Origin of the sequence: Pseudarthrobacter sp. NPDC055928 (genome assembly GCF_042270935.1) — a bacterium.
Classification (GTDB): domain Bacteria; phylum Actinomycetota; class Actinomycetes; order Actinomycetales; family Micrococcaceae; genus Arthrobacter.
This window is the reverse complement of the sequence record NZ_JBHJZH010000030.1, coordinates 1-24,053: the sequence shown is the minus strand read 5'-3', so window position 1 is coordinate 24,053 and position 24,053 is coordinate 1. Positions and strand designations below refer to the sequence as shown.

General features: G+C 63.9%; 24 protein-coding genes. 10 read left to right on the top strand and 14 right to left on the bottom strand.

Annotated features, from left to right (window positions below; translation table 11 throughout):
• Positions 1-466: 466 nt before the first annotated feature.
• The 7 genes from ACFC25_RS22030 to ACFC25_RS22000 all read right to left on the bottom strand — a co-directional run bounded on the left by ACFC25_RS22030 (position 467) and on the right by ACFC25_RS22000 (position 7,487).
• The gene (locus tag ACFC25_RS22030; protein ID WP_134166150.1) at positions 467-1,912 is read right to left on the bottom strand and encodes a GMC family oxidoreductase; all 1,446 of its coding nucleotides are present in this window, start codon (positions 1,910-1,912) and stop codon (positions 467-469) included.
• Positions 1,909-2,430 (bottom strand): tautomerase family protein, encoded by a 522-nt coding sequence (locus tag ACFC25_RS22025; protein ID WP_166673158.1) that lies wholly within the window; start codon positions 2,428-2,430, stop codon positions 1,909-1,911. The genes ACFC25_RS22030 and ACFC25_RS22025 overlap by 4 nt, the downstream gene beginning before the upstream one ends.
• A gap of 144 nt (positions 2,431-2,574) precedes the next feature.
• On the bottom strand, positions 2,575-3,543 hold the full coding sequence (locus tag ACFC25_RS22020) for an ABC transporter substrate-binding protein (protein WP_134166146.1): 969 nt from the start codon (positions 3,541-3,543) through the stop codon (positions 2,575-2,577).
• A gap of 271 nt (positions 3,544-3,814) precedes the next feature.
• Positions 3,815-4,843, bottom strand: coding sequence for a 4-hydroxy-2-oxovalerate aldolase (gene dmpG, locus ACFC25_RS22015; RefSeq protein WP_134166144.1), 1,029 nt, complete (start codon positions 4,841-4,843; stop codon positions 3,815-3,817).
• The gene (locus ACFC25_RS22010) at positions 4,840-5,796 is read right to left on the bottom strand and encodes an acetaldehyde dehydrogenase (acetylating) (RefSeq protein WP_134166142.1); all 957 of its coding nucleotides are present in this window, start codon (positions 5,794-5,796) and stop codon (positions 4,840-4,842) included. Before ACFC25_RS22010 ends, dmpG begins: the two co-directional genes overlap by 4 nt.
• Positions 5,793-6,593 (bottom strand): fumarylacetoacetate hydrolase family protein, encoded by an 801-nt coding sequence (locus ACFC25_RS22005; RefSeq protein WP_208324309.1) that lies wholly within the window; start codon positions 6,591-6,593, stop codon positions 5,793-5,795. Before ACFC25_RS22005 ends, ACFC25_RS22010 begins: the two co-directional genes overlap by 4 nt.
• A 33-nt stretch (positions 6,594-6,626) precedes the next feature.
• Entirely contained in the window at positions 6,627-7,487 is an 861-nt protein-coding gene (locus tag ACFC25_RS22000; RefSeq protein WP_134166138.1) for an alpha/beta fold hydrolase, read from the bottom strand.
• Between the two features lie 121 nt (positions 7,488-7,608).
• On the opposite strand from ACFC25_RS22000, the gene ACFC25_RS21995 reads away from it, so the two are divergent.
• Entirely contained in the window at positions 7,609-8,373 is a 765-nt protein-coding gene (locus ACFC25_RS21995; protein ID WP_134166136.1) for an SDR family oxidoreductase, read from the top strand.
• A gap of 16 nt (positions 8,374-8,389) precedes the next feature.
• On the top strand, positions 8,390-9,607 hold the full coding sequence (locus ACFC25_RS21990) for an MFS transporter (protein ID WP_166673157.1): 1,218 nt from the start codon (positions 8,390-8,392) through the stop codon (positions 9,605-9,607).
• A 12-nt stretch (positions 9,608-9,619) separates the two neighbouring features.
• On the opposite strand, the gene ACFC25_RS21985 is transcribed toward ACFC25_RS21990, so the two are convergent.
• Positions 9,620-10,798, bottom strand: a complete 1,179-nt coding sequence (locus ACFC25_RS21985) for an alpha-hydroxy acid oxidase (RefSeq protein ID WP_134166133.1) — start codon at positions 10,796-10,798, stop codon at positions 9,620-9,622.
• Between the two features lie 159 nt (positions 10,799-10,957).
• The gene (locus ACFC25_RS21980; protein ID WP_134166131.1) at positions 10,958-11,725 is read right to left on the bottom strand and encodes an IclR family transcriptional regulator; all 768 of its coding nucleotides are present in this window, start codon (positions 11,723-11,725) and stop codon (positions 10,958-10,960) included.
• 265 nt (positions 11,726-11,990) lie between these two features.
• Between ACFC25_RS21980 and ACFC25_RS21975 the strand changes: the two genes are divergently transcribed.
• Positions 11,991-12,221 carry a hypothetical protein gene (locus ACFC25_RS21975; RefSeq protein WP_134166129.1) on the top strand — a complete coding sequence of 77 codons (231 nt, stop codon included), beginning with the start codon at positions 11,991-11,993 and terminating at the stop codon, positions 12,219-12,221.
• A 142-nt stretch (positions 12,222-12,363) separates the two neighbouring features.
• Positions 12,364-14,199 (top strand): hypothetical protein, encoded by a 1,836-nt coding sequence (locus ACFC25_RS21970; protein ID WP_134166127.1) that lies wholly within the window; start codon positions 12,364-12,366, stop codon positions 14,197-14,199.
• A 518-nt stretch (positions 14,200-14,717) separates the two neighbouring features.
• On the opposite strand, the gene ACFC25_RS21965 is transcribed toward ACFC25_RS21970, so the two are convergent.
• Together ACFC25_RS21965 and ACFC25_RS21960 are read right to left on the bottom strand one after the other, a co-directional pair.
• Positions 14,718-14,876 (bottom strand): hypothetical protein, encoded by a 159-nt coding sequence (locus ACFC25_RS21965; RefSeq protein ID WP_166673156.1) that lies wholly within the window; start codon positions 14,874-14,876, stop codon positions 14,718-14,720.
• Between the two features lie 130 nt (positions 14,877-15,006).
• Positions 15,007-15,147 (bottom strand): DUF4913 domain-containing protein, encoded by a 141-nt coding sequence (locus ACFC25_RS21960; protein WP_134166125.1) that lies wholly within the window; start codon positions 15,145-15,147, stop codon positions 15,007-15,009.
• A 153-nt stretch (positions 15,148-15,300) separates the two neighbouring features.
• Between ACFC25_RS21960 and ACFC25_RS21955 the strand changes: the two genes are divergently transcribed.
• Together ACFC25_RS21955 and ACFC25_RS21950 are read left to right on the top strand one after the other, a co-directional pair.
• Positions 15,301-16,128 (top strand): ParA family protein, encoded by an 828-nt coding sequence (locus tag ACFC25_RS21955; RefSeq protein WP_134166123.1) that lies wholly within the window; start codon positions 15,301-15,303, stop codon positions 16,126-16,128.
• A gap of 1 nt (position 16,129) precedes the next feature.
• A complete protein-coding gene (locus ACFC25_RS21950; RefSeq protein WP_134166121.1) occupies positions 16,130-16,561 on the top strand; it encodes a hypothetical protein in 432 nt (143 codons plus the stop codon).
• A gap of 297 nt (positions 16,562-16,858) precedes the next feature.
• Here ACFC25_RS21950 and ACFC25_RS21945 read toward each other — a convergent pair whose 3' ends face one another.
• The 3 genes from ACFC25_RS21945 to ACFC25_RS21935 all read right to left on the bottom strand — a co-directional run bounded on the left by ACFC25_RS21945 (position 16,859) and on the right by ACFC25_RS21935 (position 19,482).
• Positions 16,859-17,437 (bottom strand): recombinase family protein, encoded by a 579-nt coding sequence (locus tag ACFC25_RS21945; RefSeq protein WP_134166119.1) that lies wholly within the window; start codon positions 17,435-17,437, stop codon positions 16,859-16,861.
• Positions 17,438-17,638: 201 nt separating this feature from the next.
• Entirely contained in the window at positions 17,639-18,520 is an 882-nt protein-coding gene (locus ACFC25_RS21940) for an alpha/beta fold hydrolase (RefSeq protein WP_376049091.1), read from the bottom strand.
• Between the two features lie 5 nt (positions 18,521-18,525).
• A complete protein-coding gene (locus tag ACFC25_RS21935; protein WP_208324307.1) occupies positions 18,526-19,482 on the bottom strand; it encodes an alpha/beta fold hydrolase in 957 nt (318 codons plus the stop codon).
• Positions 19,483-19,699: 217 nt separating this feature from the next.
• On the opposite strand from ACFC25_RS21935, the gene ACFC25_RS21930 reads away from it, so the two are divergent.
• From ACFC25_RS21930 to ACFC25_RS21915, 4 genes are all read left to right on the top strand, one after another.
• On the top strand, positions 19,700-21,061 hold the full coding sequence (locus tag ACFC25_RS21930) for a M20/M25/M40 family metallo-hydrolase (RefSeq protein WP_208324306.1): 1,362 nt from the start codon (positions 19,700-19,702) through the stop codon (positions 21,059-21,061).
• A 62-nt stretch (positions 21,062-21,123) separates the two neighbouring features.
• Positions 21,124-21,669, top strand: coding sequence for a VOC family protein (locus ACFC25_RS21925; RefSeq protein WP_166673155.1), 546 nt, complete (start codon positions 21,124-21,126; stop codon positions 21,667-21,669).
• Positions 21,670-21,848: 179 nt separating this feature from the next.
• Positions 21,849-22,748, top strand: coding sequence for an ABC transporter ATP-binding protein (locus ACFC25_RS21920; RefSeq protein ID WP_208324305.1), 900 nt, complete (start codon positions 21,849-21,851; stop codon positions 22,746-22,748).
• Positions 22,745-23,539, top strand: a complete 795-nt coding sequence (locus ACFC25_RS21915; protein ID WP_134166113.1) for an ABC transporter permease — start codon at positions 22,745-22,747, stop codon at positions 23,537-23,539. Before ACFC25_RS21920 ends, ACFC25_RS21915 begins: the two co-directional genes overlap by 4 nt.
• Positions 23,540-24,053 lie beyond the last annotated feature (514 nt).

Here is a 24,053-nt window from a genome sequence, read left to right as displayed (position 1 = left end):
CGGCCGAAAGTGCCCCTCCTGCCGCGAGCAGGAGGGGCACTTTTCTGGACGTTGCTTTGGTGGCCGGAGCCAACCAGCTCAGGCGATGTCCTCGACTAGGTGTACTCAGTCAGCCGGGTGGCGAGCATGAGGATGGGAAGGTGCGGGTTCGTCTGGTTCGGGATCGGTGAGGCGTCGAAGGCGGTTCTCATCCTTAACACCGGCGGTCTTCATCGTGACTTCTCAACATCATCGGCGTCGCTTCGATTCCTGACTCGCGGGTGCGTGCAAGCGGAAAGCCTGGGAGCCCCTTCGGTCAGATCAGCTCGATCTTCGTGGGAACCGTTGCCCTCGGCATCCTCGGTTATCTCTGTGACCGCGTCAATCGTCCAGTCCGGCCGACCCTTGACGGCCGAAAGTGCCCCTCCTGCCGCGAGCAGGAGGGGCACTTTTCTGGACGTTGCTTTGGTGGCCGGAGCCAACCAGCTCAGGCGATGTCCTCGATTAGGTACTCAACCAGCCGGGTGGCGAGCATGAGGATGGGGAAGTGCGGGTTCGCCGTGGGGACAGCAGGCATGGCTGAGGCGTCGATGACCCAGCAGTTATCCCAGCCGATGACTTTTCCGCGACCGTCGAGTACCGCCTGTGGATCCTCCACCGATCCCATCCGAGCGGTTCCACCCGCGTGAGATCCTGATAGCGAGCTCGAGACCCAGGACTGGTAGAAGTCCTCCTCCCTGAGGCGGTGGGCATGGGTTCCGGCGTCGTCGACGCAGGCTTCGGAGACAATCCTTTTGAAATCGTCGGTCTCGAGGAGCCTCATCGCCAGGTCGACGCCCTCGCGCATCGCTGCGCGGTCACGGGCTGTCCCGAGCATGCGCTGGTCAACGTTGGGAGGCTGACATCCGTCGGAGGATGTCAATCGTACGGTGCCACTGGACTCTGCGGCCATGAGCTCAATGATGATGCGCCCGTCAAAGCCTCCGGGCATCCCTTTCGGCAGCCCGTGCACCGGCAGAAGGTGAAGGTCGCTCTGGCCGGACGTCGACGACACACGCAGGCCGGCTCCGATGGTGGGCTTGGCTCTGTCGACGATGCGGAATCCCTCGCGTAGCTTCAGGAAGATGGTCACCGAGGGGTGGTCCAACAGGTTGGACCCCACCCCTGGGCGGCTGGAGCCGCTGCGCAGGAGTATGGCAGGCGTCTCGAGCGCGCCGGCACAGAGGACGACGAGGTCCGCATCGACCTCGGAACCGTCGACAAGCCGGACCCCAGTGGCTGTGCCATCGCGAACGATGACGCGATCCACCCGTGCGCCCGGTCGAACATCGAGGCGCCCAGATTGTATGGCGGGTTTCAGGTATCGCTCGCGGCTAGAATGCCTTCGCCCCTGAACAGCATTCAGCCACAGTCGACCAGCCCCGTCGTCCGCACCGAGTAGATCGGCATCGTTGGCGAGTCCCAGCTCGGGAGCGGCTGACAGCAGCGCATTATCGAGCGGTGTCAAGGACGCGTGCGGTGCCACCATGAGGTCGTGCTTCAGCTTCGTGAACACCGGTCCAACCTCTTTCCAGGACCAATCGGGCAAACCAAACTCTGAGGCCCATCGGTCGTAGTCAGCCGGGAGGCCCGGCATGGCGATCATCGCGTTCAGCAAGGCCGTACCCCCCAGACCTCGCCCCCGCCGGTACTGGCGAGGCAGGTCAGTAACGTGCCGGCGGGCCATGAGGTCCGGGACGAAGGCCTCAGTCGCCTCAAGAGCGTCAAGCCAGTTCCAGGACGACAGCTTGGCGTCGACGATCTCGGTCGAGTGGTCAGGGCCGTCCTCGAGAAGCACGACTCTGAGGTGAGGTTCCTCGCTGAGGCGAGCTGCGACCAAGCACCCTGCGCTCCCAGCGCCGACCACAACGACTCGACGGGTCCGGGCTGTCATCTCGAAGCGTTTCCCCACGTGTCGGCGACAGTGCCGCTGGCCAGAGTCTTCGCGTCGAGGACGATGTCCGCTGCTTCGTTGAGGAGCTCTGCGTTCATGCTCATGAACTCCTGCCGAGCCTGCTCCGTTCGCCACCGCTCCATAACGACGAGCCGGTCTGCCTCGTCGTCCTCAGACAGCACCACCGAGGTCGTCAAGAAACCTTTGGTGACTGCCAAGTTCGGGTACAACCGCGTTCGACGCCAGTCGAGATAGCAGCCCCTACGCTCATGCCCAACTTCCACGGAGGTGATGTGCTGATAGGGCATCGAGCGAACAGTTTGGGGTGGGGGCTGGCTCTCTGACAGCAGGCGGGGCCCGATGGCCCATGCCTGTCGTTCGAGATCCGTGAAGAGGACGTGAATGCCGTCCGGCGAGACGGCAGCGAACTCAGCGACTGAGTCCACTACACCTCGCGCGATGAACGCCTTAACGGTCTCGTCACGGCCTGCAGTGAGAGTCACTCTGACGATGGGCACGGTGCTCCTTTCAGTTGTCGACCTCCCGGACGGAGAAGACGAGTGAAAGTACACCTGGGCCAAGACGACGAGTCTTGGCCCAGGTGCTCAGGCTTCGCCTGGTTTCAGGTTTTTCAGGTACAGAGGCAAAAGTCGCGGTTCGGCCTACTTCACGTGCTGCGGGTACCAGCCCTTGAGGATCTGCGAATCGGCGGGACCCGCCTTGATCTTTCCTTGGCTCATGAAGAAATCAGTTGCCGCCTTCACCTGCTCCGCATCCTTTTCATTAAAATCGCGGAAGGTGAAGTCCGTGCTCTTGAGGACCCTGAGGGCCTCCTCCGGGGACATTCCGAGCTTCTTAGAGGCCAGGGCTGCGGCCTCATCAGGGGATGCCTGAATGTACTTGCTCGCGTCCTTCAATGCGCCGAACACGCCAGTTGCTTCGTCCTGGTGGGTCGCGAGCCACTTGTTCGAGGTCGATAGCCACAGGGCGTAGTACGCGCCGTAGTCACCAATGTCGCCGACGATCTTTCCGCCTGCCTGGCTGACGATACGGTCGGCCCACGGCTGGATCACAATAGTGGCATCGGCATCACCGCGGTTGATGATTGCGGGGATGTCAGGAAAGGCGGCCGTGACGAGGTGAAGGCTCTTCGGGTCGATGCCCTGGCTCTTGAGGTACTTGTCCGTCATGTAAGCCGCGGAACCAGGCACCACCGCCATGGTCTTGATGTCCGATGCAGCCTTGATGTTCTTGCCGAACACGGTGAAGAAGTTGGTGTTCGACTGCCCGACCACGCCGAGGGTGACAAGGTCCGGATTGGCGCCCATGTTGCTCACCGAGGTCAGGTCCGTCCCGTATGCGAAGTCGGCCTGGCCTCCGGAGATGGCCTGGATCATCGACGGCCCGCCCTCGGTCTGGACCAGCGTCGCCTCGACCCCGTGCTTCTTGAAGTAGCCCTGTTCCTGCGCAACGTAGACCAGCGCGTACGTCGGGTCGAGTCCCACGGCGATTCGCGCCGGCTTGAGGGCCGTCGCCGTAGTGCTCGACACCCCGGCGTTACACGCGCTGGTGAACAGGACTGATGCGATCAGCGCACACGAGAGCACTGTCGCTTTGATCGTTTTGAGCATGTGTACTCCTGTAAATTCCTATACCGCACGTTGCATTTACATTGCGCGGGTGGCGCACTAATGGGATTTGTTTTGCCCTGCTTTTGTGTTTCGAGCACCTTGGCGATCTTTTGTGAAGAGGGCGTTCACGTAGGCTGAGAGTAGGCCTGTTCCAAGCCTGTCAGGGAACGATTTTCGTGTAACGGAACCAGGTTTCACATCAATTCCCGCAGTCTCCGGAGATACGGATAGAAGCCTGCGAAGTGAACCACCCCGTGCGGGTCGAGATTGGTCATGACACCTGTCCTTGGGAGCCTCTTGCGAGTGCCAGCTCGAGCGCGATGTCGACGAGCTGATCCTCTTGTCCGCCGACCAGGCTTCGAGCACCCGCCTCCTTCAAGATGTCCCGTGCCTTCACCCCGTGGCGCTTCGCGTGTCGTTCCGCATGCCGGAGGAAGCTGGAGTAGACGCCCGTGTATCCGAGGGTGAGAGTGTCCCGGTCGACCTGGATGGGACGGTCGATCAGCGGCCTGACGACGTCGTCCGCTGCGTCCTCGAGCGCGTCCAGGTCGGCGGGGTGGTCCCAGCCGAGCAGGGATGCCACCGCCACGAACGGCTCGACGGGGCAATTCCCCGCGCCGGCGCCGAGCCCGGCAAGCGACGCATCGACCCTGACAGCTCCCGCCTCGACAGCGGCCAGGCTGTTGGCGACGGCCAGGCTCAGATTCTGGTGCGCGTGGACGCCGATCTGGGTCTCATCGGAGAGGGCCGCACGGAAGGCGACGACGCGAGCTGTCACATCCGCGGTCGTGAGCCGGCCGCCCGAGTCGGTGACGTAGACGCAGTGTGCGCCGTAGCTTTCCATGAGCTTCGCTTGTCGTGACAACTCATCGGGCCCGCTCATATGACTCATCATGAGAAAGCCTGCGACGTCGAGTCCCAGCCCACGCGCATAGGCGATGTGCTGGGCGGCGACATCCGCCTCCGTGCAGTGAGTGGCGATCCGGATGGACCGCACGCCGAGGTCGGCGGCGCGATGGATGTCGTCGATCGTCCCGATGCCGGGCAGGAGCAGGGTAGTGAGTTTGGCCCTTCGGATGACCTCGCTGGCGGCTTCCAGCCAGTCCCAGTCGGTGTGGCTACCGAAGCCGTAGGTGATGCTGCTGCCGCCGAGGCCGTCCCCGTGGGCCACCTCGATCGCGTCCACACCGGCAGAGTCTAGCGCAGCGACGATCCGCTGGAGGTCGCCGAGCCCCAAGCGATGGCGAAGGGCGTGCATGCCGTCGCGCAGTGTCACGTCCTGCAGGTAGTAGGTGTTCACGAGGTCCCCGTTCCGGTGGTCGATGCGTCCCTTGAAGTCATTAGGGAGGCCAGCTCTTCGGCAACCTGCACCGCGGCAGCCGTCATGATGTCCAGGTTTCCGGCGTAGGCGGGAAGGTAGTGGGCAGCGCCCTCGACCTGCAGCAGGACGGTGACGATGTGCGTCCCGGCCGCTTCGTCGCCGAGGGCCCTGATTGGGTCGTCGGACGCGATGGGCGTGAACTGCACCTCCTGCGTGCGCCGGTATCCCGGCACGAACTGCGCCACGCGCGAGATCATCGCGTCGATGGAGGCGGCGACCTCGGCATGGTGTTCCGGTCCGATCACGCAGGCCACGGTGTCTCGCATGATCACCGGCGGCTCGGCGGGGTTGAGCACGATGATCGCCTTGGCTTTTGCGGCACCACCTACAGTCTGCAGCGCCTCGGCCGTCGTCTCGGTGAACTCGTCGATGTTTGCGCGTGTACCGGGGCCAGCGGACCGGGACGCGATGGAGGCCACGATCTCCGCGTAGAAGACCTCCGTGACCGCAGAAATCGCGGCAACGATGGGGATGGTTGCCTGACCGCCGCAGGTGACCATGTTGACGTTGGTCGCGCCAGCGTGTTCGCCGAGATTCACGGTGGGGGCCACGAACGGGCCGATCGCGGCCGGTGTCAGGTCGATCATCACCTTGCCGTACGGCGCCAGGAGTGCCGCGTTGGCAACATGGGCCTTGGCAGACGTCGCATCGAAGATCAGGGCGATCTTGTCGAAGCCGTCGAGGCCGATCAAGCCCTCCACCCCGTCCGAGGTCACCGGAATGCCCATACTCGCGGCGCGGCGGAGGCCGTCCGACTCGGGGTCGATGCCCACCATGGCGGCAACCTCCAGCAGGCCTCGCCCCCGCAGGATTTTGAACATCAGGTCCGTTCCGATGTTGCCCGAACCCACGATCGCCACCTTCGTGCTCATCGCGTTGCTCCGACGAACTCGACCGACACGGTGCCCAGACCGGTGAGGTCGGCGCGGACGGACTCGCCCGCTGCCACAGAGTGCATCGGCCCGAGCGCGCCGGAAAGCACAATCTCGCCGGCCCGCAGTGGATCCCCGACGTCTCTCGCCCTGTTGGCCAGCCAGACCACGGCGTTCAACGGATCTCCGAGGCAGGCGTTGCCGTCCCCCTGGGAGACGACGTGATCGTTGGCGGTCATTCTCATCTGCACGCTTCGGGGGTCGAATTCGTGCAACGAGAGCGCGCGGTCCCCGAGGACGAAGCGTCCGGATGAGCCATTGTCAGCAATGGTGTCCACTATCGAGATGTCCCAGTTGTCTACCCGGCTGTCGACGATCTCCAGTGCAGCACAGGCGTGCGAGAGCGCTGCGACCACCACGTGGCGGTCGATTTTCGGGAGGTCGAGGTCAGAGGACAGGACAAATGCCACCTCCGCCTCGACTCGCGGCTGGATCAGCTCGTCCACCACGACCACACCGTGCTGAGCAACCTGCATGTCGTCCAAGAGCACCCCGAAGTCCGGCTGGTCGACGCCGAGCTGCTGCTGGACCGCTGCAGACGTTAGGCCGATCTTCCGGCCGACCCTGCGGGCTCCGTCGGCAACCATGCTTCCCACGAACCGGCGCTGGATGTCATATGCGTCGTTGACGTCGAGGCCGTCCACGTCGTGGCGAATGGGCGGGATGGGCCGCGCATCGCGAGCTGCCTCCCGGAGCGCATGCGCGATGCGGTCAGCATCGGGTTCTGTTATTGGCACGGTTGTTCTCCATATCGTTTGTCGGGTGAAACCTCAGTGCTGGCGGCTGAGGAAGCCGTGCACCACGGCAACGTAGTCTTCGGGGCGTTCCTCCTGCAGGTGATGGGATGCGTGGTCCATGACATGGAGGTTCCCGCTGGGAACCAGGCGAGCCAACATGAGGGCGTACTCGGGATTGAGGAACGCGTCCTGCATGCCCCACAGGAAGAGCACGGGAGCCTGGATCATGCGCAGCTCCTCGGTGAGGTCCTGCCACTCACCTCGAGGGTTGGCCGATCTTGCCAAGGAGATCTCCTCTGGGTTGAGGCTGTTACGCCAGCGCAACTCGACGGTCTCTTCCGGCAGCCTTGAGGCGTCGTACCACTCCAGGGTGCCGATCAGCTCACGCATCTTCTCCTTCGTCGGCCCGTCGCCCCCGTAGTAGCGTTCGCGTGCTGTGAGGAACGACCGAATGCGCACGTCGCGACCGGTTTCCGGCAGTGCTATGGACGGCTCTCCTTCAAAGACAGGCATGCTGCCGGTTACGACTAGAGCCCGTGCTCGCTCGGGATATGTCGCTGCGAGATGAAGGGCGATAGTGCCGCCCCAGGAGTTGCAGACGAAGTCGGCCCGATCGATCCCCAGCTCGTCGAGCAGTTCGACCATCTTCTTGGAATGGTGGTCCCACATCGGGCCGTGGATCTCAGACATGTCGGATTTGCCGTACTGCAGGAGATCGACCAGAACCACGCGGTACTGCGATGCGAACATTTCAGCGACCGGACCGAAGTCCGTCCAGGCCGTGCACCCAGGTCCGCCGCCATGCAACAGCAGCAGCGGTGTACCCGTGCCCAGCTCCGACACCGAAAAGGTGGTACCACCAACGTTGACCAATCGACTTGACAGTTGTTCCATGTGCCCATCCCAGACAAACATCGCCGCAGGCACAACACGAGATCCGCGTGGCAGAACTTTCTCACGCGTTCCACCGCTTGATCCCTCAGAATCAACACATCATGACCAGAGGAGATTTTGAGTGAGCGACAACAAGAGCGAGTTTGGCACCGGTCCGGTACTCGTCACGGGAGGCAACAGCGGCATCGGCCTGGCAGTCGCTGAGGCGGTCGCTGCGGCAGGTCGACCCGTCGCCATCGTGGGGAGATCTCCCGAAAAGTGCGCGGCCGCTGCCGAGCAGGTGAGCCGCGGTGGCTCACGGGATGTGGTGGGTATCGCGGCCGACGTCAAGAGCGCGGAGGACCTCGACCGCGTAGTCCAGGACGTGACTGAGCGGTGGGGGACGATCGAGGGACTCGTCACGGCTGCCGGAGTGCTCCTTCCCGGCGGGCTGCAAGATGTCGACCTTGCCGACTTCCGGAACGCGTTGGAGGCCAATGTCCTCGGCACGTGGTCGGCCGTGCGCATGGTTACCCCGGCGATGCTTGACCTGGGGTTCGGGAGGATCGTGACCATTGGTTCGATACTGGCGACAGTAGGGGCCCCTCAGCGCGCCGCTTACGCGGCGACCAAGGGGGCGGTCACGGCGATGACACGTTCATTGGCGCTCGAACTCGCAGGTTCCGGTGTAACGATCAACTGCATTTCGCCAGGCCCCGTGCGGAGCGCGATGAACGCGGCTGCGGCTGGGAGCGAGACGCAGCGGGCATTCACGGCGAAGATTCCGGTCGGCAGGTGGGGCACCCCCGATGAGATCGCTCACATGGTCCTCCCGCTGCTCGCGCCGGGAGCGGCCTTCACCACTGGTTCCGTCGTGCACGTTGACGGCGGGTACACCAGCCAATAGCGAGGACCAAAACACCATGAGCAGGGGTCCTGTCGTCGCCACCTCGGGGTTGACGGGTGGCTCCACCAGCGAGCAGGCCCGGGTCATCGGGGCAGTGTGCGCCATGATTTCGGTGGCCGCGCCACCCTTCCTTGTTGCGGTGCTCGCTGTGCAGATCGAGGACCAGCTCGGATTCAGCACCACCGAGCTCGGGCTGGGAGTCGGAGGGTATTTCCTTATCTCGGCGGTCATGTCGCCGGTCATGGGCCGCCTTGTCGGCCGGTGGGGTGCGGGACGCCTCCTACGACTGGCGTGCGCCCTCGCCACCATGGGCTTGCTCATCATCGCCGCGGCGCCTAACGCGGCCATCATCGTGCTGGTGCTTGCCCTACTCGGTTTCCCCAACGCTGCTGTGCAGCCGGCGGCTACTCATGTCATCACTGGCGTTCGCGGTACCCGAGCTCAAGCGTTCTCGTTCGGGTTGGTGCAGGCCTCTGTGCCAGCGACCACGTTGTTGGCTGGCTTGGTGCTCGCCGCCTTCCCCAGCGCTTCCTGGCGCGTCGTTGTCATGGCAGTGGGCTGCGCGACCCTGCTCGCCCAGGTGGCCGTAAAAGGCGTGCCGCTAGATAACGACCAGCGAGAGCGCAAACGAGCTTCGTATGGGATCGTCGGTACGAGGGAGGCCGGGGTCCCGGGCGCCAAAGCTCGGCGCTTCATCGCGTTGATGGCCTTAGGTGGCTTCTTCCTTTCCTTTGCTGCACAGTGCCTGCCCTCGTTTCTCGTAGTGACCGGCATCCGCGCCGGAATGCATCCCACCGCCGTCGGGACGGTTCAGGTGGCCGCGAGCGTGGCCTCCATCATGGCCCGCATCGTGGTAGCGGCCCGTGCCGGGCGTTCGGCGGGCTCAAGTGACGTCAGCGGCCTCTGTGTCCTCGCTGTGGCGGGGACGATCGGGTTCGCGATGCTGGCCGTTGGCGATGCCACGGCATTCTTGGTCGGGGCGCTGGTCGCCTATGGGTGCGGCTGGGGCTGGAGCGCGTTGTTCAACTTCAGCGTCGCTCGCGCGCGCCCGGACAACGCGGCAGCTTCTGCTGGAGTGACGCAGGCGGGAATTTTCTTCGGTGGTTCCGCGGGCCCGGTCGTCTTCGCGACGATTGTCACCATCTCGAACGTCCAGGTCGCCTGGTCGAGCGCCGCCCTCACATCTGCCTTGGGGGCATGCTTTCTGTTTGCGGCGCACCGTCAGTGGAGGTGAGGAAGGACAGAGCTATCGGGGAGGCACGACGAAAAAGTTGTCCCGACGCACGATCGCGTCCGAGCGTCCGATGTCGGCGACGGTTGCGGCGCCCATTGCGTCCATCGCTTCGACCACACCAGAACGGACGATCTCGAGCACGCGATACACGCCTTCTTCGCCGCCGACCGCGAGCCCATACGCCACTGCGCGGCCAAGCAGCACAACCTTAGCCCCCAGAGCGACCGCTTTCACGACGTCGGTGCCGCGTCTGACTCCACCGTCGATGGTGACTGGCACCCGGCCGTCGAGGGTTTGGGCGATCGCGGGGAGGTATCGGATCGCGGATACGGTGCCGTCGAGGTGGTTGCCGCCGTGGTTGGACAGCCCAACGGCGTCCGCCCCCAGCTCCTCTGCGATCCGCGCATCACGAAGTGTGTTGATCCCCTTTACCATCAAGGGACCACTCCACTTCTCTCGCAGCCAAGCGAGATCCGCTCGGGTCGGGGGAGTCGCTCGCCGCATCATTCCCAGTGCCTCCGGAAACGTGGGTTCCTGACCGTCCGCCCCCGCCAAGTTCGGAACCCTGAGGCTGGGAAGCGTGCCGCGCCGCAGGTATCGCAGCAGCCACACTGGTCTTGACACGCCAGAGGGCCCATGGCGAAGGAGGCTGCCGACCGTCCAGCTGGACGGCAGGGCCGAAGTGGCTGCCCAGTCGCGGCGCGGTGCGGAACGTGAAAGGTCGACCGTAACGATGAGTCCTTTGGCGCCAGCCGCAGCCGCCCGTTCAAGCCGAGCCTCGATGTCCGCCCGACTCCCTAGCCAATACAACTGGAAGTGCATGTTCTGTGTGATTCGGCCGACGTCGGTGACAGACATGCTGGCGAACGAGCTTACCGACATCGAGATGCCGATGCGGGCAGCTGCGTGCGCGATCGCACGTTCACCGTCCGGGTGAAGCCCGAGGGCTCCCACCGGGGACACGATGGCTGGGAAACTGATTCGCTGGCCGAGAAAGCTCGTTGATGAATCGACCGTCGCGGGCTTGTCGAAGACGGATGGGACAAGGCCAAGCTCGCCGAACGCGTTGCAGTTGTCCTGTAGCGACACGCCCTGTTCACGCCCGCCGTGTAGGGAGTCGAAAATCGGCTTTGGTAGCCGCCTGCGTGCTAGTCGTTCAGCTTGAGCGACTGTCTCGAACCGTGAGCTCATAGGTACCTCCTTGCACGGCACACTACGTAACTCTGCGCCAGCCTCTGGTGTCCGTTCCGTCCAGTAGAACCTTCGCCGTCGCTCGCTCCGCCGCCATTCGGGACAGCACACGCATTCCACCAAAACGGCAGATCAGTCCAAACCGGCCTCGGGACTCACCTAAACGGGCCGAGCCAGGTCGTAATGCGAAAGCTCGCGAGTAATGCCTGCCGCGGCGGTCTTTACCGCCGCCGAAAGTCGACTGGGTACGAATTCGTCAGCCGACACGGACACGGACAGAGCTGCGCGGATGTGCCCACGAACCAAGATCGGGGCGGCCACACAGGCTCCGCCCAGGACTGCCTCTTCACACTCGGTGGCGAAACCAACGATGCGGATATCTGGAAGCTGTCCTCGGAGAACTTTTGGATCGGTGATCGATCGCGAGGTTAGCCGACGCAACGGGCGCGAAAGCACGTCCTCGATCACGTTTGTCGTCTCGTAGGCGAGCAAGACCTTGCCCACAGCCGTGCAGGTCAGGGGTAGTCGTCCGCCGATTCGCGACGGAAAGTCGGCATCCTGGCCGGACCCGAACTTTTCCACGTAGACCACTTCCAAGCCATCACGTACTCCCAGATGGACTGCCTTGTTCGTACCTTGGAAGAGGTCCCTCATGAACGGCACCGCCGCGTCGCGTAGCTCTCCCCGCACCGGTACCAGGTCGCCGATTTCGAAAGCCGCCATCCCGATGCTGAACCCGCCATCGTGCTCGGCCAGCATTTCGAGTTCCACCAGCGCCTTGATAAGCCGGTGTGTTGTGCTCTTGGGCATACCCGTCCGAGCTACGATCTCGGAGAATCGCAAGGAGCCTTCGCTGCGGCGGAACGCCTGCATGATTCTCATCGACTTCTCGAGCATGCTCGAGGTGTCGTCATGGGCGACTGACATACGCTCATTCTAATTCCGTGGGCGAGTGGCGGACCTAACGGAATCGGCAAATTACGACCGCGAAGGTGCTCGTGATACTCCCACGGTGTTGATGAGGTGGGATGTGGATGTGCTCGGCAGGGCGTGGGGATGCGACGGCCCGCGCGTCGTTCGGCCAAACTTTGCATCGGCTGGTCCAAGGCCTGGACTTGTTAGCCAAGTAACGCGACACGCCGACCATTCCCAAATGTCGGCTTTAAGTAAAGTCCCCCGCAAGGATGAAAGCATGGAGGACACCACGACACGCATGGGACGCCCACCGCTGGGGCGCGCCAACACCGTGGCCACGAAACTCCCCGACGCCGAGATGAAGAAGCTTCGGGAGATCGCGGCTGTTTTAGGCATCAAGCCGGGCCGTTTCGCCTCTGATCACTTCATCGACTTTATCCGCTCGATCGACCTCGAAAAGCTCCGCGCGCAGCAACGACAGGAGGCGCTCCTTCCCAAAGCGTCTTAACGACTAGAGGGCCCGCACTAAGCGGGCCCTCTAACGAAATTTCCCACCACCCGTTTGCTTGCGGCTGACCAGGTGGCGGATCCGAAACCCTCCTCACGGTGGGTCCCGTTTACATGTCTCCTTGGAAGGAGTCTGCGCTCTCATGGTAGCTGAAGCTGCCGTTCTGTCACGATCCTCGGACGCGTCGCACAATCGGCGTGTTGCCGTCGAGCCGGTCGAAGCATGGGCTCTGGCCCCCTTGATCGCCGGACAGCCGGCGTACCGTTCGGGCCGCTGGGTCCGCGGGAAGTTCCAGTACCCCGGCTCCCCGTCGACGATCGCCGCTTACCCGCCGAAGGCGCCGGCCGCGGTGCTGGTACACGGCGCGGACGGCTCGGTCGCGACCCTGTGCCTCGACCTGGACACTTCCAAGGCCGCTCAGCCTGTCGTCGATGCCGACGCCGAGCGGCTCGGCCGGCTCCTGACCGGCTGCGGCCTACAGTACGTCCAGGACGTCTCCCCGAGCGGTGGCCGCCACCTGTACGTGCCGCTCAAGGACCGGATCCCGGGGCCGGAGGCCCGCGAAATCGTCGCCGCGCTGGCCCGGCTCGCGCCGAGCCTGGACCCCAGCCCGCACCAGAACCCCTCCACTGGGTGCATCCGGGTTCCCGGGTCGCTGCACAAGCGTGGCGGCCACCAGCAGCTCGTCACCCCGCTGAGCGCCGCGTACGACATCTTGCGCCGCCGCAACCGCGCCGCCGACGTCGCGAGGCTGCACCAGGCCCTGGCCCCGGAGCTGCGGCGCAACCGCGAAGACACCGTACGCCGGGCCGCAATCGCCACCACCCGGCCGACGTCCGGAGTCCGCGGGGTCCAGACGGCTCCCCCGGGCGGGTGGCAGTCCCCCTTGCGCGCCACGGCCGCGACCGGGCTCTACGACACGAACCGGTACCCCAGCGCCTCCGAGGCCCGCCTTGCCGTCCTGACGCACCTCGCCGCATGCGGCTGGACCTTGGACCAGGTCCGGGGCGAGCTCACCGGCCAGTTCCCCGGCCTAGCGGCCCTGTACCAGTCGCCCGGCCAGCTCGAGAAGCTCCTGGAGCGCGAATGGGCCAAAGCGCTTCAAAGGACCACCGACAGCGCCGGGGAGAGGACTGCCCGCAAATCCGACACAAGCCCCCCAAAACCCACCGGGGGGGGAGCCTCGGTCGTTTCAATCCACCAGCTGGTGAATGATCTGGAGAATGTGCTCTACGCGGTCCTCGAAGGCCGCTTTGCTGCCCTGGGTCGGGAAGGGCTCAGCCTGAGATTCCTGCTCCGCGCCGTCCTGGGCTACATGAGGGCCATGGAGACCGATGTCCTGGATGTCGGCTGCCGGACTTTCGCCGTCGCGCTTGGCAAACACCACGGCACCGTCGCCCGGCTCCTGCCCCGGCTCGCCGCGGTCTCGGATGGGATGGTCACCAAGATCGCCGATGCCCGCCACAAGAACGCCGATGTCTACCTCATCGCCCTCCCCGACCGGCACCGCGAGCTCGCGACGCAGCTGACTTGGCGCAAGGGCAAGATCTTTGGCATCCGTCCTGTCTTCCGCAGGCTCGGCGACGCCGCCGCGCTTGCCTACGAGGCCATCGAACGCGGCCGCAACTCCCCCACCACCGCCGACGTCGTCCGCCATGCACGCATCAGCCGTACCACCGCCGAGAAAGTCCTCACCGACATGACTGCCTTCGGCATGGTCCACCGTGACCGGGACCTCCGCTGGCACATTACCCACACCACCGGCCTCGCCCAGCTCGCCCGCAGGCTCGGCGTTGACCAGGACGTAGCCGCACAGATCACCCTCCACCGCCTCCAGCGCGCGGCGTGGCACGCCTATCTCGACCGCCACAACCCCGCACAGAATCCCACCGAAGCCGACATGCACGAGCCCGAACGTGACGAGTACTGGCTCCCACCCGATGACGCTGCCATGACTTCAATCTGGGCTGCAGCCTAAGGAACGCCGAGCGCCGGGGTCCGAGCGGAGCACGGCGGGTGTGCGGTTGCTGCTCACCCCACAGTCTCCAAGGCGGATTCCTCTTTTTCACGCACCCGCGTATGGACACACCCCGGGGTGCCCAATGACGGCGTTCGCCCCTATGCCGGAAACGTGGAGGCACTGCACAGTGAACTGGAAACCGCAGGAATGCCGCTGCAGGACGCATAGCTGGTGACCTCCGAACTGTGACGGAACTACCACTGCACAGCCAGCAGCTGCTGCCCGGCCCAGTCGCTGGACACCTTCACCACGAGTAACGGCAATGCCGCCCTGATCTACCGGGCGGCGCGCCGTCACTGCTTGCTCAGTCTCCGCACCTTTCACACCCGGAGCAAGCTAGATACTTATGTGCCATAAGTCCGCCTGCCGTCCCGGAGCAAGCTATACGTTTACACCCGTGTAACTGGCTTGGAGTCTCTGCGAGTCGCTGGCGCTGGGCCTTGGAACGATTGCCAGGGGGTCGGTACTCCGACCCCCTAAGCAGCCAGCCATTCAACGTTGCCGGCGTCGTAGGCGCGGCAGGTTTGTTTGGACTTCACCAGCTCGCCTGTTGCCGTCATCCGCACGGTGTAGCTGACCACAATGTCGTAGCCGTGGGGGCGGTTGCGCAGGTTGTACTCGGAGACATCCCCCACGAACTGGTGTCTCTCTCTTGCCCCAGCAGGAAGAGGCGAAACAACACGCTAAGCCGAGTACCGTAACCACCCGGGTGGCTGCCTACCGGGTCAAAGCCGGTTCCATTGTCGAGCCTTGCGGCAGGGTGTTTCACCGGGTCGAGCAATCCCCGGAATCGAAGGAGTGCCAGCACCTACGCACGTGAGGGTCTGCATGGTTGAGCACCAGCTGTTTCTCCCCCAGTGGCGGGTCCAGACGCAGGTGATCCCAGGACCGCCACAGGGCCTCCATGCGGACTGGGCCTCGGTTGGCACCCTCGTTGACGTCGCAGACGAGCCAACCGCCGTAGGGGTAATAGCGATCATGTACCTTATAGCGCGCGTGTCGCTATAAGTCCTAATAGGGATATTGGCTATATTTGTTTCATTATTGATCGGAGATTCCATGGCAGCGACCATCTACGCCCTCATCAACCAAAAGGGCGGCGTCGGCAAGACGACGGAAACATACAGCCTGACCAGAGCTTTGGTTGCATCCGGGAAACGGGTCCTGGCAATAGACGCCGACCCCCAGGGAAACCTCAGTGGCATCCTGGCTGAAGAAAACGTAGAAGCCGATCAACTTACGTTTGCTGATGTGCTGCTGGGGGAGAAGGTCCACGAGGTTGCGGTGGAGGGCATCTGGGAAGGGCTCGCGGTTCTCCCTGGTAACTCCAACACGACCAAAGCCATCCAGCAGCTACACACTGAGCACGGCCGCGAGTACCGGCTCAAAGAAGCTCTGGCGGACAGCCTGGATCACTACGACATCATCCTCATCGACTGCGCACCCAGCCTGGAGCTTCACACCATCAATGCGCTTGCAGCTGCGCACCGCGCCCTGGTGATCTGCCAGCCTGGCAAATTCTCTCTCGATGGACTGAGCCAGCTGCAGCTGAGCTTCGACAGCGTCTCCCGCTACTACAACCCTCTGCTGACAGTGGCGGGAGTGATAGTCAACGGAAACCGCAACACTCTGACGCACAAGGCATGGATAGGGGACCTCGTTGAAGCTTCACCATGGCGCGTGTTCACGCCCTACGTGCCGTATTGGAGCGTAATCCAAGACGCCATGGAAGCCGGCCTGGGCTTGGACGAGTGGCCCGGAGACGATAAGGCACGGCAAGCTTACGAAATTTACGCGAGGCATCTCGGGAACCTGGACGAAATCGACCTCCGTCCGCACCTGGAGAAGATGTTCCCGAAGCACGACTACAGCACTCTGGAGAGCTGACATGGCACAACGACCCGAACGTCGAAAGAGCACTCTCGGGGCCGCGCACCCGATCGAACACCAAAACAACCAGGCACCCGTAGAGAAGCAGCCAGAGGCTACCGAGCTTCAGGCTGTCGCCACGAACCAGATCCCTCCGGCGGCCCTGCAGCCACGCGAAGAACCTGCCCCGCCCGCCGCTACGCCGCGGGCGGCCAATAGGGCCGGCAAGGCACAGCCGAAAGGGGCCTTCTACGCGGATGAAGACGTACTCGAACGCATCCGGGCCGCATGGTTTCACACCCCGACCACCGCGGCCGAGCGGGAAGCATCCTTCTCTGACTTCCTTCGGGAAGCTGCGCTGGAGAGGATGCAACGGCGCGAGAAGACGTACAACGCGGGCAATCCGTTCCCGTTTGTTCCATCAGGCAAAATCGCACGCGGACGGCGCTAATAGGTACAACTCCCCTTATAGGGCTAAAAGGTATAAAAAGAGCGGGGACCATGGCTGGTATCGCTCCAGCCCGGCTTTGATAACGCCTATATACCTCAGTTTGTGCAAGAAGATTTTGGAAAGCGGGCTCGGAGTGCAGCCGCTGGCGGCTTTTGAGGACTCACGGGCTCCCCGCACCCCGCTTCCAGGGTGAGTGCACAGACGAAAGGCTGGACGGCACGATATCGGGCTGCCTAACGACAAGTAGTGGTCACTTAGGGGCCAACTGAGGTTGCGCTGCCTCCAGGGTCTTTCCCATCACCTCGCTGGGTCTGGACGAGGCGGGAGATGCCGGTACAGGGTGGTCCGCGCCAGCCCTGTCTTTGTGACTATTTCACGCATGGGCACTCCCTTGTCTCGCAGCATTAGGGCATGTTCTAGCTTGTCAGGGTCGACGACAGAAGGCCTGCCTGTTCGCCTGCCGTTGGCTGTGGCAACAGCTCGGGCGTGTGCCGCGCGCTCGGCCGCGTAGGTCCGCTCCATTTCTGCGAAGAGGGCCAGCATGACCACAGCCAGCTGCGCCATCGGACTGTCCGGAGTCGATGTGTCGATGCGAAGGGGGTCGGCTAGTGTGCGGATCCCCACGCCCCGCTCTTCGAGCTCGTGCATCAGGTTGAGCGTATCGCGCACTGTGCGGCCCAGCCGGTCCAGGGTGTGCACCACGATTACATCGCCGTCCCTGGCATGCTGCAGGGCACCGTGGAGGCCTGGCCTGTCTCTCGTGGCCCCGGACTTTTTATCGGTAAAAACCGTTGTGACGCCCGCAGCCGCCAGGGCATCGAGTTGCCGGCTCAGGTCCTGCTTAACCGTCGAAACCCGTGCGTATCCAATTTCCATTCCCGCACAGTACCGAAAGTTGGTCTTCCGACGGCAGACTATGGCGAACGTTTTGGCATAACATCTGGGATGCCAAGGTTACGCGAGCCTACGCGGGATCGGATCCGTGGGGGAGTGTCCCCCTGAAGGTGTTCCAGTTCTAAGACCTTGAACATCACTGGAAGGCAGCCAGGCACCGGCGAAATCCAAGTGAGGCCTCGCTCAGGAGGCGTCCAAGAATCCGTTCAGGAGCGCCTCGAACTCTTCTCGACGCTCGAACGGGACCCATAGTCCCGTTCGTCCGAAGACGTGCATCCTGGCGTCTGGGATCCGGTTCAGGAGAAGGAGGCCGTTGTCGTAACCCTGGACGACGTTGTTACGGCCCCAAACGATGAGGGTCCTGGCCTTGATGCGGTTCGCTTCCAGCCACACGGGCTCGTGCACCGCCGTGGCCTTGCCCTCGGGGGCGTGCGCGATGAACTCCGGATCCATGCTGGCCGCGTACCGTTCCTCGACGATTTCGTCGGTGATGAGGCTACGGTCGAATACGATCATCTCCAGGTAGTCGCGCATGGTCTCCAGCGTTGGGCCCGGCGGGTCGTAGTAGCGGCCGATTCGCTTGGACCCTTCGGAAGGGCTGGGCGTGATCAGCGGCATGCCGCCAGCCGAGCTGACGAGGACGAGCCTGTCCACGAGATCGGGACTGTCGATCGCCATCCGCATCGCGACGGCCCCGCCCGTTGCCAGCCCCACCACGTGGGCGCGCGGAATGGCGAGCTCCTTGAGGAGGGCAGCGAAGACCGTGGCCCCCAAGCGGGCACGGTCCCCGTCCGGTAGGCCGTGCTTCTGGGAGCCGCCGTACCCCGGCAGGTCAACCACGAGCATCCGGTAGCGCTGGGAGAGAGTCGGGACGTTCGGGCCGAAGTTGCCCCACCCGAATGCCCCTGGCGCGCCGCCGTGGATGCAGAGCAGGACCGGCCCTGAGCCGACATCGTGGTAGCGGATCCGAATCCCGCCAGCCTCGATGAACCGCTCGGTCTCGCTCGCAGTGGGCGCGGATGCCGTCATCGGCGATTCTGCTTCCTCATGGGCTGGGGGTGTCACCATGGTCATCGTGACAAGCCCTCACGAAGGAAGTTTGCGACCAGTTCGTTGAACACTGCGCTCTGCTCCCACTGCGGCCAGTGGCCGGCCCCTTCGATCAGGGCGAACCGCGCCGCCGGAATGCGCTCAGCCATCTGCAAGCCAGCAGCTGCCGGACCTGATGGGTCGTCACTGGTCCAAACCACCAGCGTCTCGGCCCGGATCGCCGCAAGCTCGTCGTCGGTGATGAGGTTGCGCTGCCGGATCGTTGGGTCCTGAAGACAGAGGATGTGGCGCATCGATTGGGCGAATCCCGGCTGTGAGTAGATCGCCTGGCGAATCGCAACCAACTCATCCGTCACGCTTGCTGGGTCGGCCATGAGCCATTCCAGGCGCGCACGGATCCGCTCCTCGCTGGGGTCGTCGGCGGCCGCTTGCGAGAGGTCCCGGATGCGGGCCATCACGTCGGGCGCCGACATTGTCCCGCCCGGCGTGTTGAGCACTATCCGTCGGACACGCTCAGGATGGGCGGCTGCGTACTTCGCCGCGACCCAGCCGCCGAGGGACTCACCGCAGAGGTGTACCGACTCGGCACCGAGCGAGTCGATGACGCCGTCCAGATGCTCAAGATAGGTCGGCAGCTCCAGGTCCGCCTGCGCCAAGCTGGTGAACCCGTGACCCGGCCAGTCGTACGCCGCCACCCTGAACTGGCTGCCGAGCTTCGCGACGTTACGGCTGTATGCCTCGAGGTGACCGCCTGTGCCAGGGAGGAGGATGAGGAGCTCATCACCCGTACCCGTTTCGAGGATCCGCGTGTTCCAGTTGCCGATCCGGCGGTGGGTGATGCTGAAGTCCGTGCCGAGCAGGGAACCCCAGATCCCCCGCGGGAGGCCAGCTTGGCTGGTCTGGGGTCCTCGTGTCGGTGCCGCGTCGACGGCGTGTTCTTCTTGTCCAACTCCAAGCTCTGCGCTGACTCCAGGCACTATTACTCCTTATGGCTGAGGTTTGAGTGATCGTACGCCCAGCGGACAAATGGACGGGGGCAGAGTTCCAGAGAATGGAACCGGGCGCCCGACGCCTCGAGGATTTAAGGAAGACGAACCCCCGGGGGCGCCGAGGAGGGTCCGTCTGGCAGAACTCTGCGGCCATTCCGCCGATGAGACCGTCACAATCAACCATCATCGACCAAGGGAGACCAGAGTGAGTGAGACAGCCGATCCGAGCTGGGGCGCAGGCCTGCCAGACCGGATTCGCGACGCGTTTGACCGGGCGGCGGCCCTCGTAACGCAGGACCAAGTCGCCTCTATTGTCACCGAGTTCGTCAACGTGCCCAGCCCTACAGGGCGGGAGCTTCCCCTCGCCGAGCGCATCGTGCAGCTCATGGACGAGCGGGGTGTCGAGGGGCACCTGATGCGCATCGACGACGACCAGGCCAACGCGTGGGGTCGACTGCGCGGCAGTAACCGCAATGGGGGTCGGGTGATGCTCTATGCGCCAATCGACACGGTCACGACCGGCGACGCGGCATACGACTCACCAGTGGTGGGACCGATGACTACCGACCTCAAGACCAAGGCATATCGACCTCGTGACGGTCTGCTCGCCGGGCTGGGGGCTTCGAATCCGAAGGGTCACGCGGCGTGCATACTCGCTGCGGCGGAGGCGATCCGCCGGGCTGATGTGCCCCTAGAGGGCGACCTGCTCATCGCCTTCGGAGCTGGTGGGATGCCTGCCAACGCGCGCTCCGGAGGGGGACGGCGCAATGTCGGCCACGGCGTCGGCGCGTCGTTCCTCATCGAGCAGGGTGTCTGGCCCGATGTTGCTGTCATAGCAAAACCGGGCTGGGCGGTCACGTGGGAGGAACCGGGCGTGACGTGGTTCAACCTCACCGTTCACGGTACGCACAGCTACGTGGCCGCACGGCACAGGCTGCCCTACGACAATCCGATCAGGTCTGCGGCCCGCCTGGTCGAGGCCCTTGAGGAATGGTTCCCCCAGTACAGCGCTGCCCATGCCGGCGGCGGAATTGCACCTCAGGGTGTCGTCGGTGGAATCGACGGTGGTTGGGATCGGACGCCATCCTTCGTCCCTGCGACCACCGTCGTACGGGTGGACCTGCGCACGCACCCCGCCATGACCCCCGTGATGGCTGAGCGGGAGCTACGCACTGCGGTCGAGCGCATTGCGGCACAACTCGACATCCGCGTCGACGTGGAGATGGTGCTGTCGATACCAGGTTCCGACACGGGCGATGACTCGTGGATAAGCCGGTCGTCCGTAGCGGCGTGGGAGGCCTTGGAGGGCCGCGCCCACGAACCGGAACGGTCACTCAGCGGCATGACGGATGCCAACCTCTTCCGCAGGGCGGGCATCCCGACGGCGCGTGTCGGTATGCCCAAGGTGGTCGAGCACGACCGCGAGGTTGGATTCGAGTACGGCATGAACTGTATAAACCTCGACGATGCCGTCGGGTTCACGAGAAAGCTCGTCCGCATCGCCTTGGACACTGCGATGCGGACGGACGCAGAGATCCGGTCCCTGTCAGACGGGGACGGGGGATGACCGTGGCCGCCGAACGCAGGCCACGGCTCCGCAACCAACCCACAACAGATGGAGAGAACACCATGGCCCACCCGACGCAGATCGCGCACGTTGTCTACGGGACGCATCGCTTCGACGAGATGATCGCCTTCTATGAGACCGTTTTCGGCGATGTCGTGCGAATGAACAACGGCAAGCACGCTTTCCTGTCCTTCGATCACGAACACCACCGTCATGCCCTCATCAACCTCGGACCCATCGACGACGAGGTGCCTGCCGGCGCCGGTGACTATGCGAAGCGCCCTGGCGTGCGGCACGTGGCATACGCCTGGGAAGACGTCCCTACCTTGATGTCGGTGTATGAACGTCTGCGCAATGAGGGGATCAAGCCCGTCAAGCACGTCAAGCACGGCCCCTCGCTGTCGTTGTACTACGAGGACCCCGACGGTCACCGCAGCGAGTTCTACGCGGACGTGATGTCGACCGAGGATGCGATCGAGTTCATGACGTCAGAGGTCTTCGTCGAGGATCCGGTGGGTGACAACTTCGACCCCGAAGAGGTGCTTGCAGTCGTCCGGGCGGGAGAGGACTACACCTCCTATGTTCGACGGATCCCCGACCCTTCATGAGATTGTGGCCAGCCCGCCCTTTGAACGGGTGGGGGGGTTCCGTCGAACGGAACATCAGGGAAGACACCGTGAACACCGATCTAGCCTTGTCAGAACCGGCCCACCACCGGCAGCTGGCGAGGCTGTCGATCGGGTCCCGCGCACCGCGCGCAGCAACGGCAACCGGAATTGGAGCCGACATGACCCAACAGATCTTCAGCACTAAGGGAAGTACCATGACCAGTTTCGCCAACCCGAATGGAGCAGCAGCGGCCTCCACGGCGACGACCCGTGGCGACACGGGATCTAGGGGTGCTCCTGCATCAGTACGCGACGTGACGATCGCCTTTTCCTCCTTCACCGCGGTGCAGGATGTGAGCCTCGATATTCATCCGGGTGAGTTTGTGTGCTTGCTCGGCCCGAGCGGGTGCGGCAAGTCGACTCTTCTCTCCACGCTCGCTGGCTTTGTGCCAGTGGTCAGCGGCGACGTGACAGTGGATGGTCGTGCGCCGGACAAAGTGGGCGTCGAACGCGGCATGGTCTTCCAGTCAACTGATGTCTTGTTCGAATGGCTGACCGTGCGTGAGAACATCGCGTTCGGCCCGCGGGTGAGAAAGCTCCCCACGAGTCGGCAGGCCGAGCTCGTCGAGGAGTACCTGGCCCTGGTCGGGCTGAAGCACGCGGCGGATCGCCTTCCCTCGCAGCTCTCCGGTGGGATGCGGCAACGCGTCCAAGTAGCCAGAGTCCTCGCGAACGAGCCTCGCATCGTCCTGATGGATGAGCCTTTCGGCGCCTTGGATGCCCAGACCCGAGAGGTCATGCAGAACGAGATCGAGCGCATCTGGCGTGACCGCGGATGCACCGTGGTGTTCGTCACCCACGACATCGAGGAGGCGATCCGACTCGCGGACCGTATCGTGGTCATGACAGCCGGCCCAGCCGCTGGCATCAAGTCGGTGCGCGAGGTGCGCCTTCCCCGGCCGCGCCAGCTGGACGACCCCGAGGCCATCGCGCTGCGCAGGGACCTCCAGCAGGAAATCAGCAAGGAAGTCAGCAAGTCGCTGCGGGCGCAGGGCGCCGACGAGGAGGTTCTGGCATGACCGCCATTGTGGTCCGGGGGACGCGAAAAGTCTCCGTAAGAGGGGTTTCGCGAATCGGTCTGGTGATCCTGTCGCTGTTGTTGGGGTTGGCGCTCTGGCAGCTCTGTGCCACGGCCTACGGTCCCCTTCTCTTCGCTTCACCCGAGGAGACTGCCCTGGCGGCCGCAGAGCTCGCGAGCAATGGGACGCTCCAGCAGGCCGCTCTCGTGTCGCTGAGTCGAATCGGCATCGGGTGGGCGCTTGGGCTCGTAGTCGGTGCACCAGTCGGGATTTTGATGGGCCGGATTAAGATCCTTCGCCTGATGCTCGACCCCTTCATCGAGTTCTTCCGGTTCATCCCGCCTATCGCCTTCGTGACTCTTGCCATCGTGTGGTTCGGGATCGGTGAGACATCGAAGGTCGTTCTCATCTTCTACACAGGTGTCTTCATCGTGACCCTCAACACCATCGCCGGCGTCGCTTCGATTCCTGACTCGCGCCTGCGTGCAGCGGAAAGCCTGGGCGCCACTCGCTGGCAGGTTCTGACTCGGATAGTGCTCCCCTCGACGGTCCCGCACCTGGTGACGGGGGCCCGACTCTCACTGGCCAACTGCTTCCTCACCATCGTCTCGGCGGAGATCGTGTCCGCGGACACTGGCCTGGGAGCCCTTTTGTGGCAGGCCCGCAACTTCGGTCAGATCAGCTCGATCTTTGTGGGAATCGTTGCCCTCGGCATCCTCGGTTTTCTCTGTGACCGCGTCATCCGCCTGCTGTCAACGGCCCTCCTGAGCCGGTTCGGTCTCCGCTTCTGACCCGGCATCGTCCAGTCCGGCCGACCCTTGACGGCCGAAAGTGCCCCTCCTGCCGCGAGCAGGAGGGGCACTTTTCTGGACGTTGCTTTGGTGGCCGGAGCCAACCAGCTCAGGCGATGTCCTCGACTAGGTGTACTCAGTCAGCCGGGTGGCGAGCATGAGGATGGGAAGGTGCGGGTTCGTCTGGTTCGGGATCGGTGAGGCGTCGAAGGCGGTTCTCATCCTTAACACCGGCGGTCTTCATCGTGACTTCTCAACATCATCGGCGTCGCTTCGATTCCTGACTCGCGGGTGCGTGCAAGCGGAAAGCCTGGGAGCCCCTTCGGTCAGATCAGCTCGATCTTCGTGGGAACCGTTGCCCTCGGCATCCTCGGTTATCTCTGTGACCGCGTCAATCGTCCAGTCCGGCCGACCCTTGACGGCCGAAAGTGCCCCTCCTGCCGCGAGCAGGAGGGGCACTTTTCTGGACGTTGCTTTGGTGGCCGGAGCCAACCAGCTCAGGCGATGTCCTCGA

Excerpts from the sequence above, each read along its gene's own strand:
- ACFC25_RS22030 (WP_134166150.1), bottom strand. The coding sequence starts at position 1,912 with ATGACAGCCCGGACCCGTCGAGTCGTTGTGGTCGGCGCTGGGAGCGCA.
- ACFC25_RS22020 (WP_134166146.1), bottom strand. The coding sequence starts at position 3,543 with ATGCTCAAAACGATCAAAGCGACAGTGCTCTCGTGTGCGCTGATCGCA.
- ACFC25_RS22010 (WP_134166142.1), bottom strand. The coding sequence starts at position 5,796 with ATGAGCACGAAGGTGGCGATCGTGGGTTCGGGCAACATCGGAACGGAC.
- ACFC25_RS22000 (WP_134166138.1), bottom strand. The coding sequence starts at position 7,487 with ATGGAACAACTGTCAAGTCGATTGGTCAACGTTGGTGGTACCACCTTT.
- ACFC25_RS21990 (WP_166673157.1), top strand. The coding sequence starts at position 8,390 with ATGAGCAGGGGTCCTGTCGTCGCCACCTCGGGGTTGACGGGTGGCTCC.
- ACFC25_RS21985 (WP_134166133.1), bottom strand. The coding sequence starts at position 10,798 with ATGAGCTCACGGTTCGAGACAGTCGCTCAAGCTGAACGACTAGCACGC.
- ACFC25_RS21980 (WP_134166131.1), bottom strand. The coding sequence starts at position 11,725 with ATGTCAGTCGCCCATGACGACACCTCGAGCATGCTCGAGAAGTCGATG.
- ACFC25_RS21975 (WP_134166129.1), top strand. The coding sequence starts at position 11,991 with ATGGAGGACACCACGACACGCATGGGACGCCCACCGCTGGGGCGCGCC.
- ACFC25_RS21970 (WP_134166127.1), top strand. The coding sequence starts at position 12,364 with ATGGTAGCTGAAGCTGCCGTTCTGTCACGATCCTCGGACGCGTCGCAC.
- ACFC25_RS21960 (WP_134166125.1), bottom strand. The coding sequence starts at position 15,147 with ATGGAGGCCCTGTGGCGGTCCTGGGATCACCTGCGTCTGGACCCGCCA.
- ACFC25_RS21955 (WP_134166123.1), top strand. The coding sequence starts at position 15,301 with ATGGCAGCGACCATCTACGCCCTCATCAACCAAAAGGGCGGCGTCGGC.
- ACFC25_RS21950 (WP_134166121.1), top strand. The coding sequence starts at position 16,130 with ATGGCACAACGACCCGAACGTCGAAAGAGCACTCTCGGGGCCGCGCAC.
- ACFC25_RS21945 (WP_134166119.1), bottom strand. The coding sequence starts at position 17,437 with ATGGAAATTGGATACGCACGGGTTTCGACGGTTAAGCAGGACCTGAGC.
- ACFC25_RS21925 (WP_166673155.1), top strand. The coding sequence starts at position 21,124 with ATGGCCCACCCGACGCAGATCGCGCACGTTGTCTACGGGACGCATCGC.
- ACFC25_RS21920 (WP_208324305.1), top strand. The coding sequence starts at position 21,849 with ATGACCCAACAGATCTTCAGCACTAAGGGAAGTACCATGACCAGTTTC.
- ACFC25_RS21915 (WP_134166113.1), top strand. The coding sequence starts at position 22,745 with ATGACCGCCATTGTGGTCCGGGGGACGCGAAAAGTCTCCGTAAGAGGG.